This window comes from Streptomyces sp. NPDC048337, assembly GCF_043201175.1.
Lineage (GTDB): Bacteria > Actinomycetota > Actinomycetes > Streptomycetales > Streptomycetaceae > Streptomyces.
Map to the genome: position 1 here is coordinate 414,850 of NZ_JBICYR010000004.1, position 10,537 is coordinate 425,386.

At 70.1% G+C, this 10,537-nt stretch carries 15 protein-coding genes; 1 reads left to right on the forward strand and 14 read right to left on the reverse strand.

The window, feature by feature from the left end; all coding sequences use genetic code 11:
• Nucleotides 1-7 precede the first annotated feature (7 nt).
• From ACGFYU_RS09985 to ACGFYU_RS10050, 14 genes are all read right to left on the reverse strand, one after another.
• Nucleotides 8-1,108, reverse strand: coding sequence for a helix-turn-helix domain-containing protein (locus tag ACGFYU_RS09985; RefSeq protein ID WP_393826765.1), 1,101 nt, complete (start codon nucleotides 1,106-1,108; stop codon nucleotides 8-10).
• 32 nt (nucleotides 1,109-1,140) lie between these two features.
• Nucleotides 1,141-2,490 (reverse strand): nitrate/nitrite transporter, encoded by a 1,350-nt coding sequence (locus tag ACGFYU_RS09990; protein WP_393826766.1) that lies wholly within the window; start codon nucleotides 2,488-2,490, stop codon nucleotides 1,141-1,143.
• Nucleotides 2,487-3,140, reverse strand: a complete 654-nt coding sequence (locus ACGFYU_RS09995) for a GntR family transcriptional regulator (protein WP_393826767.1) — start codon at nucleotides 3,138-3,140, stop codon at nucleotides 2,487-2,489. The genes ACGFYU_RS09990 and ACGFYU_RS09995 overlap by 4 nt, the downstream gene beginning before the upstream one ends.
• 64 nt (nucleotides 3,141-3,204) lie before the next feature.
• A complete protein-coding gene (locus tag ACGFYU_RS10000; protein ID WP_393826768.1) occupies nucleotides 3,205-3,513 on the reverse strand; it encodes a protease inhibitor I42 family protein in 309 nt (102 codons plus the stop codon).
• Between the two features lie 17 nt (nucleotides 3,514-3,530).
• Nucleotides 3,531-5,423, reverse strand: coding sequence for a C1 family peptidase (locus ACGFYU_RS10005; protein ID WP_393826769.1), 1,893 nt, complete (start codon nucleotides 5,421-5,423; stop codon nucleotides 3,531-3,533).
• A 285-nt stretch (nucleotides 5,424-5,708) separates the two neighbouring features.
• On the reverse strand, nucleotides 5,709-6,074 hold the full coding sequence (locus ACGFYU_RS10010; protein WP_393826770.1) for a hypothetical protein: 366 nt from the start codon (nucleotides 6,072-6,074) through the stop codon (nucleotides 5,709-5,711).
• A 51-nt stretch (nucleotides 6,075-6,125) separates the two neighbouring features.
• Entirely contained in the window at nucleotides 6,126-6,557 is a 432-nt protein-coding gene (locus ACGFYU_RS10015; RefSeq protein ID WP_393826792.1) for a glycine-rich domain-containing protein, read from the reverse strand.
• 5 nt (nucleotides 6,558-6,562) lie between these two features.
• Nucleotides 6,563-6,793: a hypothetical protein gene (locus tag ACGFYU_RS10020; protein WP_393826771.1), complete on the reverse strand. Its 231-nt coding sequence runs from the start codon at nucleotides 6,791-6,793 to the stop codon at nucleotides 6,563-6,565.
• 65 nt (nucleotides 6,794-6,858) lie between these two features.
• The gene (locus ACGFYU_RS10025; protein WP_393826772.1) at nucleotides 6,859-7,689 is read right to left on the reverse strand and encodes a helix-turn-helix domain-containing protein; all 831 of its coding nucleotides are present in this window, start codon (nucleotides 7,687-7,689) and stop codon (nucleotides 6,859-6,861) included.
• Nucleotides 7,686-8,210: a DUF6879 family protein gene (locus ACGFYU_RS10030; protein ID WP_393826773.1), complete on the reverse strand. Its 525-nt coding sequence runs from the start codon at nucleotides 8,208-8,210 to the stop codon at nucleotides 7,686-7,688. Before ACGFYU_RS10030 ends, ACGFYU_RS10025 begins: the two co-directional genes overlap by 4 nt.
• Complete coding sequence (locus tag ACGFYU_RS10035; RefSeq protein ID WP_393826774.1) at nucleotides 8,191-8,382, reverse strand: hypothetical protein; 192 nt, start codon at nucleotides 8,380-8,382, stop codon at nucleotides 8,191-8,193. Before ACGFYU_RS10035 ends, ACGFYU_RS10030 begins: the two co-directional genes overlap by 20 nt.
• A 168-nt stretch (nucleotides 8,383-8,550) precedes the next feature.
• The gene (locus ACGFYU_RS10040; RefSeq protein ID WP_393826793.1) at nucleotides 8,551-8,787 is read right to left on the reverse strand and encodes a glutaredoxin domain-containing protein; all 237 of its coding nucleotides are present in this window, start codon (nucleotides 8,785-8,787) and stop codon (nucleotides 8,551-8,553) included.
• A gap of 11 nt (nucleotides 8,788-8,798) precedes the next feature.
• Nucleotides 8,799-8,978, reverse strand: a complete 180-nt coding sequence (locus tag ACGFYU_RS10045; protein ID WP_393826775.1) for a DUF397 domain-containing protein — start codon at nucleotides 8,976-8,978, stop codon at nucleotides 8,799-8,801.
• A gap of 4 nt (nucleotides 8,979-8,982) precedes the next feature.
• Nucleotides 8,983-9,846 (reverse strand): helix-turn-helix domain-containing protein, encoded by an 864-nt coding sequence (locus ACGFYU_RS10050; protein ID WP_393826776.1) that lies wholly within the window; start codon nucleotides 9,844-9,846, stop codon nucleotides 8,983-8,985.
• 219 nt (nucleotides 9,847-10,065) lie between these two features.
• Here ACGFYU_RS10050 and ACGFYU_RS10055 point away from each other — a divergent pair.
• Nucleotides 10,066-10,537: ATP-binding protein (locus tag ACGFYU_RS10055; RefSeq protein WP_393826777.1), on the forward strand; the 472-nt coding region annotated here is incomplete at its 3' end.

The following is a 10,537-nucleotide window of genomic DNA, read 5'->3' on the forward strand; positions in this document are numbered from 1 at the left end:
GGCGGCATCAGCCAAATCCAGCCTCGCCGGCGTTTGAGGCGCCGCCGGAGGCAAAACCAGCCCCGCCGGCGTTTGAGGCGCTGGGGTCCGGGGGCGGAGCCCCCGGCAGTGGCGCCGCGGCCGCGGGGCCGGCCGGGCCCGGGCGGAGCCCGGCGGTGTGGCGGTAGGCCGTCGGGGTCAGGCCGTACGCCTCGCGGAAGGCTCGGCTGAACGCGGCGGCGTTGGGCAGGCACCAGCGGGCGGCGATGTCGTGGACGGGCCGGCCCGCCAGTTCCGGGCGGGTCAGGTCGGTGCGGCAGCGGTCCAGGCGCCGGCGGCGGACCGTGGCGGAGACGGACTCCGGCCGGTCGCGGAAGAGTGCGTGCAGGCCGCGTACGGAGATGCCGTGCGCGGCGGCGATCAGCCCGGGGTCGAGCGCCGGATCCCCGAGGTTGTCCTCGATGAAGGCGTCGATCCGCTCGCGCAGCACCCGGGCACGGGTCTCGGCGGGGAGCTCCCGATACGCGTCGAGCCGCTGCGCGAGGCAGGCGGCGGCCAGTTCGACCGTGGCCCCGCCCAGTCCGCGCAGTTCCCGCGGCTCGCATTCGGCGCCGTGCGCGCCGAGCGAGGAGATGTACCGCGCCAGCACGGCCCCCATGCCGCTGTCCCCGGGGATGCGCCGGCCGAGCAGCCGGTCGACCCTGCCGGACGGCAGCGGCAGGGCGTCCTTCGGCAGGTGGAGGATGAGCGAGCCGCTCGGGCCGTCCCCGCCGTGGGCGACGGTCTCCTGGGGGCGGGAGGTGTCCCAGAGGATCAGGTCCCCGACCCCGAACTCCTCGTCACCGCCGCACTGGGACATCCACCAACGGCCCCCGGTGATCAGCGCCAGCTGGTACTGCTCCGGGTCCCCGCGCCGGATCAGGGCGGGCGTGCGCCGCGACCGCAGGGGCGAGTGCGTGAAGGACGACACCTGCGTGACGCCGAGGTCCAGCATCGAGACCTCCGCCTCGAAGTCGGCGGACAGCTCGCTCCGGATGGCCGTCGGTATCAGCGCGGAGGCGACGATGTCGTGGAACCACTCGAACCTCTCGGCCACCGGAAGGGTGGCGGCGGACACGCTGGTCCACATTGCTCCGGATCCCCCTCGTCCACGCGAACGCCCTACGGTGCCTCGCGCCCCGCGACCTCCGGCAGGGGACACGCGAGCGGGACGGATTGCGGTTCCGCGGCCTGCTGGGCCGGGATCGTGACCCGCGCGTGCGCCGCCTCGCGGGCCAGCGCCCGCGGCCGCAGCCGCAGGATCTGCGCGATGCCGAGTGCCTCCAGGACGAACACCGTCGAGAAGGCGATCCGGTAGTCGTCCCCGGTGGCGTCCAGCAGGATGCCCACCGCCAGCAGCGTGGTCATCGACGCGAGGAAGCCGCCCATGTTCGTGATCCCGGAGGCGGTGCCCTGGCGTTCGGCCGGGTTGGCCGGGCGGGCGAAGTCGAAGCCGATCATCGACGCCGGGCCGCAGCCGCCGAGGACCAGGCACAGGGTGACCAGCAGCCACATCGGCGCCCGGTCCCCCGGGTAGGCGAGGACGGAGCCCCAGAGCAGCGCGGTCACGCCCACGGTGCCCAGGGCCAGCGGGATCCGCGAGGACTGGCGGCGGCCGATGATCTGGCCGTAGACCAGCCCGAGTGCCATGTTCGAGGCGACCACCAGGGTCAGCAGCCCGCCCGCGGTGCTCCGGGACAGCCCCTGGGCCTCGACGAGGAACGGCATCCCCCACAGCAGCAGGAACACCATCGCCGGGAACTGGGTGGTGAAGTGCACCCACAGGCCGAGCCGGGTGCCGGGCTCGGCCCAGGACTCCCGGATCTGGCGGCGCACGAAGCCCCCGCCCCCGCCCCCGCCGCTCCGCACGACCGGCGCCGGCTCGTGCCCCTCCGGGTTGTCCCGCAGGAAGAGCACCAGCGGAACCAGCACGATCAGCCCCGCCGCCGCGCTGCCCGCGAAGGCCGGCACCCAGCCGAGCTCGTGCAGGACGGGCGCCAGGACGAGCGTGGAGACGAGGTTGCCGGCCATCCCGACGAGCCCGGCCAGCTGGGCCATCAGCGGTCCGCGCCGCGCCGGGAACCAGCGGGTGCCGAGCCGCAGCACCGAGATGAAGGTCATCGCGTCACCGCAGCCCAGCAGGGCGCGCGCCGCGAGGGCCATCCCGTACGAGGGCGAGAGCGCGAAGCCGAGCTGCCCGACGGTGAAGAGCACGGCGCCGAGCGTCAGCACCTTCTTCGTGCCGAGCCGGTCCACCATCAGGCCGACGGGTACCTGCATGCCCGCGTAGACCAGCAGCTGGAGCAGGGAGAAGGTGGCGAGGGCCGAGGCGTTGACGTGGAAGCGGTCGGCGGCGTCGAGTCCGGCCACGCCGAGGCTGGTACGGAAGATCACCGCGACGAAGTAGACGGCGACGCCGATGGACCAGATGCCGAGTGCCTTGCGGCCGCCGGGCGGATCGAGGGCTCTCACCGGGCGTCACCGCGCATCAGGCTGCCGACCCTGCCCAGGTGCGCCCGTACGCTCGCGGCCGCCCGTTCCGCGTCGCCCGCCCGCAGGGCGGTCAGGATCTCGTGGTGTTCGACGAGGTTCTGCGCGACCCGGTCGGGGTGGGCGTGCATGACGGCGACGCCCATCCGCAGCTGCCGGTCGCGCAGCTGGTCGTACAGGCGCGACAGGATCTGGTTGCCGGCGTGCCGGACGATCTCGGCGTGGAAGCACCGGTCCTCGACGGCGAAGGCCGCCAGGTCGCCGCTGTCCGCGTGCCGCTCCTGCGCGCGCAGCAGCTCCTCCAGCCGTCCGAGCAGCGCGGCCGGCGCCGGGACGGCCTGCCGCACGGTGAACTCCTCGACCAGCAGCCGGGTTTCGACGACGTCGGCGATCTCCTGCGCCGACACGGGCAGGACCAGCGCGCCCTTCTTGGGGTAGAGCCGGAGCAGCCCCTCCGTCTCCAGGCGCAGCAGGGCCTCGCGGACCGGCGTGCGGGAGACGCCCACCGCCTCGGCGACCTCGCCCTCGGTAAGGAGGGTGCCGCCCTCGTACCGGCGGTCGAGGACGCCCTGCTTGATGTGCCGGTACACGCGGTCGGCGGCGGGCGCGGGGGGAGATGCGGGGGCTGGCATGCGCACAGCATAGATACATGTCAGATACACCGGTGTCCCGTCTCAGCATCCGGGCAGTGGGCCCTCAGCTCGTGGTGACGGTGACGTCGAGCACGAACTCGTCGTACGGGGCCTCCTGCGGGTAGGGCGGCCGGACCTGCGCGAAGCGGATCCGGGCGCGGCCGCCCGGTGCGCGGCCGCGGACGACGTAGGTGCGGTCGACGGTCGCGCCCGGCAGCGGCGGCTCGGGCGTCGGCGGCGGCAGCTCGGCAACCGCCACCGCGTCCTCGTCGCCCGTGACCTGCCAGGTCCACACGTAGCCGCGCGCCCCGCGCCCGGTGAGCCGCAGCTCGTACGGTTCACCGGGGCCCAGGACCACGCTCCGTACCTCCACGGCACTCCTCTCGGGCCTCAGGCGGGGCCGATCACCGCCCCCTCGTGCCAGCCCGCGCCGTCGCGCCAGTAGTGCTGGAGCAGGCGGTCGGTGCGCAGGACGACGACTTCCAGGTTGAACCCGAAGCTGCCCTGGAGCATCCCGGTGACGGCCAGGACGTCGTGCCCGAAGACGGCGCTGCGGCTCCAGGCCGCGCCGCCCGCGTTGCCCCGCCACCAGTGCTCGACGCGGCCGCCCGCCACCGCGACGCACAGCTCGTAGTTCCCGGCGGTGTCCTCGTCCACGGCCCCGTACTGGCCCTCGATCAGGCAGGGCGCGGAGATGGCCCCCGTACCGCTGCCGAAGACCTCGCCGGGGCGCCAGGCGAAGCCGTTCGCGTCGTCGCGCCACCACAGCTGCATCCGGCCGTCGGTACGGGCGGCGACGAGGTCGAGGTGGCGGCCGCGGGTCTGGACGAGGGCGGGGCCGTAGTGGGCGATGCCGGAGGCGAAGCGGCCGCCGTCGTTCCAGGTCCAGGGGGCCCCGTTGATCCGCCACCAGTGGTTCAGGCGGCCGTCGGTGGTCTGCACGACCACCTCGAAGTTGCCCGGCTTGCCGTAGTCGCTCTGGATGAACGCCGGGGTCGAGCCGACGACCGCGTCGCCCGCCCCGAAGGCGCCGCCGTCCCGCCAGACGCCGGCGGACTGCTCGTAGTACCAGTGGCGCAGCCGGCCGCCGGTGGTCACGTGCAGGGACTCCATGTTCCGGTTGTAGGTGGTCCCGGTGAAGGCGGGCTGGCCGGAGGCGTCGTTCGCGAAGCTGCCGGCGCGGGCCCAGGCGAAGGGGGCGTCGCCCTCGCGCCACCAGTGCTGGAGGCGGCCGGCTCCCGTGGTCGCGAGCAGCTCGAAGTTGCGGTGGGCGCGGCCGTTGCCGCTCTCGTAGACGTTCCCGGTGTGCAGGCGGCGCTTGCTCCACGGGTCGATGTTGGTGCCGCGCAGGCCGCACTTGGCCCAGTAGTCGATGTTGACCTCGCCGTAGGCGATCCGGCCGTAGCCACCGACGTGGTAGCCCGTCCCCCAGGAGTTCTTGAACAGCCAGCAGCCGGCCGCGTCGTCGTAGCCGACGATCAACACGCAGTGCCCGCCCGCCAGATGGTCGCTGGTGCGGTGGTAGACCCCGGACCCCAGGCCGAAGAAGTCGTCGTAGACGTCGAAGCAGGCGGTCAGCGGGCCGACGGTGTCCAGCCAGACCTTCTGCTGCTCGACGTCGCCGAGGCGGACGTAGTCGGTGATGCGGACGGTCCGGCCCGAACGGTCCCAGCTGGGCGTGTACTCGGCGCGCCAGGCGTCGCGGCGGGAGGCCGGCAGGCCGGCGGGCGGGGTGCTGTACGGCCAGCAGTCCGGGTCGGCGAGCCCGCCGTTGGTCTTGATCCAGTCCAGGGCGGTCTCCGGGTTCGACCCCTGCCCGCAGGTGAAGCGGAGCCCGTCGTGCACGTCCCCCTCGGAGCGCTTCGCCCAGACGTCGTGCTCTATCCGGGCCATGGACTCCACCAGGCCGGCGGCGCCGAAGGCCCAGCAGGAACCGCACGGGTTCTGGTCCTTGACCTTGGTGATCCAGGGCCAGCCCCAGCGGCTGCGCCAGTCGACGGAGGTGGGGCGGGGCGCCCCGGTCGTGGGCGGGCCGGGCAGGAGGCCGTGCGCGGCCCTGCGCCTGGTCAGGTGCGGATTGGCGCTCTCGTGTCCGATGAGCGCCCGGAGGTCGACCTCTCGCACCGCCTCGGCGGGCGTCAGGTTGGCCCCGGGCTCCAGGCCGAGCGAGGGCCGTGGCACCGGTTCCTCGTCGGCCAGGTGCTCGATGACCGACCACCGCGCCCCCTGCGCCACGAGCTGCGCCCGCAGCTCCCCCACCGTCTGGACAGACTCCTCCGGCATCGCGGCCCCCCAGCTGCAACCGTACGGATCCCAGCGCCCGAACCCGGGGAGCGTCTCCCCGCCGCCGACCCCAGTCAAGGGGCGCCGCGCGGTCGCGCGGGCGCACGGGGGGGCTCGTACGGTGCGGGGATGGACGAAGCGCGTACGGACCGTGCGGAACGGCAGTTGGCGATGATCGGGGAGGTCTGCGGACTGGGGGCGGAGGTGGGGGTGGAGCTCTGGCTGCCCGCCCCGCCTGGCTCCCGCACACGGCGGACTGGCTGACGAGCCACCTCGCGGGGCCCGCTAGTACAGCGACGGCCGCGCAGCCACCTGCTCAGGGGTGACGTCCTCGACGGTCAGGTTCCCGGTCCAGAGCTGATCCCGGTTGCAGTACCCGCCCAGCCCCGCCCGCTTGCCGCCGCCAAGCTTCCACGTTCCCCGCGGAAGCTTGACGATCACATCGCTCCCACAGATGAACGCCCGATTGGCCTGCGCCATGATCCACCGCGCATGCTCGGCGTCACCCTCGGAGAGACGGCACATACCGCGCGCCATCTGCCACAACCGCCCCCACTCGACCCCGGGAGTCATCGGCCCGACCACCGCGACTTCCCCCAGCATCCGCTGATCAAGCGAATGGGTCGCGTACCCGAAGACAACCCCGAACATCGCGAAGACGGTGACCCTCCCGCACCCGGACTCCATCGGCCGGCGGCCGGCTCAGCAACAACCGCCGTCACCGCAGCACGCGGGCTGATTACAGTCGGCCGAGGTACCCCACAGCGCTTCGTCCACCTCGAACCCGGCGGCCTTGATCCGATCCGCGACGGACGCCATGAGCGGCCGCGTCCGGACCTTGGAGTTGGGCGCGTGGTGCACGAAGTATCCGAACTGTTCTTCACACCACGTCGCGTACTCCTGGGTGTGGAGCATGAACGTGTGCCAGCCCGGGTCAACGATCTCCGACGGGGCCATATCAAAGGCCCGCGCGTCCCCCATGACCTTGAGGAAGGCCAGGGCCTGATCCATCACCCGCCGCGCCACAACCGGCTCCTGCCCGTACTCATCCGCGCAGAACGCGCACAGTTTCGCGAACAGCTCGGGACTCACAAGGTCCCGCCCATGCCGCAGGCCGACGGCGTTTTCCAGCATTGTCGTCACAGCGATTTCCCTTTCTCTCGACGGATGGAGGCCCTACCGGGACACTCGTTGTGCCGGTAGACAATGACACCCGAAGCGGACGCGCGGTCGCCGGCTCCTCTGAGGACGAGCTCCAAGGGCTTGATGGTCCGCTTGCAGGCAGAGCACTCGTGCCCGGGCGCGTAGGTCAGGTACTCCCATGCGTCCCGGTCGAACGTCGGAGCCTGTGCCTTCTTCGCCCTCGCCATGTAGTGCCCCTTCACGTCACCTTCGCTGCGTCGGCAGCCATAGTGACCAGCGGAGAAGGGAGTTCCTAGCCCGTTTCCTGTTCCGTCAAGAATCCGTCTCGGATACTCTCGACAAGGCGTTGCATTCCGTCGCCGGACAGAGCCCCCTGCTCGAATCTATCGAACTTTCGGACGTACATCTCGACGTCTCTCGGATCGGTGACCACTATCTCGGCGTGAACCGTCTCAACCGTAACCATCCGATCGTCACGAATGACGAAAGCATGATTACCAATGTCTGTCTGCTGCGCGGACAACGGAACGATCCGGATGTCCACATGAGGCAGTCGAGACATCGACACGATGCGATCGAGCTGAGCGGCCATCATCTGAGGAGGGACGATCCGCCAACGGAGTACGGGCTCCGTGATGACGAAGCGGAACTTCTTCGAGCTGTCGAACAGGACGGTCTGACGCTCGAGCCTCCCGCTGATCGTGCGGGTGAGTGCGTCCTCGCTCAGCTCGTGGCGCTGGAGGATGGTCCGGATGTACTCGGGCGTCTGGAGCAGGCCGGGGACCAGGGCCGGCTGGAACAGCCTGAGCATGGCCATCTGGGCTTCGAGGGCCTTCGCGGCCTGCTGACCCTTGTGAACGCCGGCTCGCTTGAGGAGCCGCCACGCGGTGGCCTCTGTAGTCGCTGCGCGGGCCGCTTCGGTGTACTCGGCCTTGATGGCGTTGGACACCCCGAGGGCCGAGAGGATGCGTTCTACGTCCGTGGCACTGGGCAGAAGGTTGGCGTTCTCAATCTTGGAAAGCTTGGACGGAGACATGAGGGCGCTACGGGCAACCGCTTTGGCCTCCTTCCCGGATGCCTCCCGCAGTGCCCGCAACGCGGCCCCAAGCTGTCCTTTGTTCACTCGCCGTGTTTCGCCCACCAGTCGGAGAACGGCTCCGCGTGAGCGAGTGCTGTTTCCCGATAGCCGACGAACTTTTCCGTCTCTGTCACGGGAAGCACCTGCGCGCCTTGAAAGGCTCCGTGGTCGTCGTAGCCCATGACGGCCGTGTCCCTGGAGTCGAAGAGCCAGAAGTCGGGCACACCTTCGAGCGGGTTGGGAACGTCGGTCACGTCGAGGATGAAGAACTCCTCCCCGCCGGTCATGTTCGTCCGATAGCCCCAGCCCAGCTCGAAACGGAGATACTCGGTGAGGGGCCGGGTGAGGACGTGCACGCGGTACACGCGCTTACCCTGGTGTGTGAGTCCCCGGATCTCCTCGACCCACTCAGTGTTATAGCCCTCCGGCTGCTGCAGGCCGGCCTGGAAAGCGCGGTAGGCGTCAACGTTTCCAGAGCGGCTGTAGTCGTCCAGGGTCTCCAGCCTGAACGCCTCCTGCTGAAACCCCTCGAAGAGTTCGGCGAGGCTAGATGAGGCCATTGGCAATGGCCTTCTTGATCAGCTCGGCAGGGATCTCTACGAGGGTTTCATGAGCGGGAATCTTGAGCCCGTGGTTGGTTAGCGTCTCTCCCTGCACCAGGAACGTACCCCGGTCGGTCGCGTAGATCGTCGCACAGTCCGTGAGGTCACAGGTGCTGATCAGTTTGGTCACCTTCATAACTTCCGGTTCCCCTCTCCAACATGGCTGAGTGCGCCGTTCGATGCTCCCGAGCCAGTGACCACAGGGTCAAGGGATCACGGTTGAGAGAACGGGAAACCGCGAGAGTAGGCCGGGAACCAGTCGAGGTCCCGTCTGGAGCGGGGGTCGCTCTGCCGGGGATGGAAGTCAGACGGCGAGGGCCCGCCTTACCTGGGCGAGGGAGGGGTTCGTCAGGATCGACTCCGTGCCCTGGGGAGTGGTGATCCGCAGCGTGGGGACGGTCTCGCTGCCGGCGTTGTGGCTGCGGACGAAGGCCGCCGCGTCCGGGTCCGCCAAGATGTTGACCTTCCGGAACGGGATCCGGGCCAGCCGCAGCTGTGTGCGGAGCTTGATGCAGAACGGGCAGCCGGGTCGCCAGTACATGACCACCTCGTTCACCGGCGCACCCCGATGAACGCCGTCCACGCGGTGTCGGTGACCCGGATGACCGGCCCGGCCGTCTGCTTGCTGTCCCGGACCGCGACCGTGCCCGCCACGTTCGTCGCCACTTCCACACACTCCGAGTTGGCCTGGTTGTCGCTGTAGCTGGACTTCACGAACTCGAACTCGCGCATGGACTTACATACCTTTGCTGATGGCTTCGATCAGGAGCAGGGAGTCGTGCGGCGCAAGACTCAGGCGTGACAACCGGTTGAATTCACCGCTGTAAGCCTCGCTGGCCTCCGGTCCCTCTGCCCACAGGGTAGAACCGATGGCCTCCGCGTAACCGACGTCCAGCGCCCCCGGATCGGCGAACGAGATGATGTTGAAGGAGCCTTTGACGCCGTGGTGCCTCCCGGGTCCGAAGGGCAACACCTGAACATGCACGTGCGGCAGTCTTGCCATCTGCACCAGATGGTCGAGCTGCCCGCGCATCACCACGCTGTCGCCGACCTGGTTGCGAAGCGCCGCCTCCCACAGCACCGCATGAAGCTCCATCGGCTCGTCGCCCCATAGCCGCGCTTGCCGCTTGGTCCGTGTGGTGACCAGCGTCTCGATCTCGTCCGGGTGCGACCAGTTGGAGGTGACACCCAGCGCCCGGATGTACTCAGGGGTCTGAAGCAGGCCGGGGATCAGCGCGTGTTGCCACGTACGGATGCGGGTGGCGACCTCCTCCATCGCGATGTACTCGCCCAGCCCTCCCAGGATGGGCGTCTGCTGCCACCAGCCCTTGGCCTTGCGGCGCTCACGATCCAGCTTGGCCAGGGACAGCAGCCCGTGCACGACCCCCTCGTCCGTCACTCCGTACAGCTTGCACAGGGCGACGACATCCGGATCACGGAACGGGACCCAGCCGCGCTCCATCTTGGCGATCTTGGCCGCCGTGGCGCTCAAGACCTGGGCCGCCTGGGGCTGGGTCAGGCCCGCCGCGTCGCGCAAGCGGAGCAGCTCACCGCCCAGCCGGCGCGCCAACACTGTGGATACCCGGTTGTCCGTGGGCACTTGGGCCACCTCCTCGTACCGGAGGCAGTCTTCCGCGCGCGGCCCACACCGCACAACTACCCCCTGGGGATAGATTTCCCGGGAAGAGCTTGCACCCTCGATGCACACGGTCCTACCGTCGGTGACGAACTGCTCACCGCGCAGCGTCAGTTGGCGGAAGTGCACCGGGCTGCCCACACGGCACCGGCATGCCACCGCCCGCACAGGAGGTGCACAGGCATGGACGAGCCGATTCGGTACGACGTGCGGAACTACCCGCCCCGGCAGGACTCGGTCCCCGCGGCCCGGCGGCGGGCCGCGTGGTTGGCGGTGGCGTGGGGGCAGCCGGGGTTGGCGGCGGATGCGGCCCTGCTGACCAGCGAGCTCACCACCAATGCCGTGCTGCACGGGTCCGTCGAGGATCGCTTCGTACGGGTCGAGCTGCGGCTCGACGGAGCAGTGCTCCGGATTGCGGTCACCGATCCGAAGGGAGAGCGGCGGCCCGAGCCGCGGATCGCCGCCGAGGATGAGCAGTACGGGCGGGGGCTCCAGATCGTGAGCGCCGTCTCGGAGCGGTGGGGGGCCTCGGGCCGGGTCGTCGGGAAGACCGTATGGGCCGAGTGCGCCTTGGAGGCGTCTGAATGTATCCCCGGCTCAGCCGGGAGGGATTTGGAGGATATCCCTGGGTCGAATGACTCACCTGGAGTCGAAA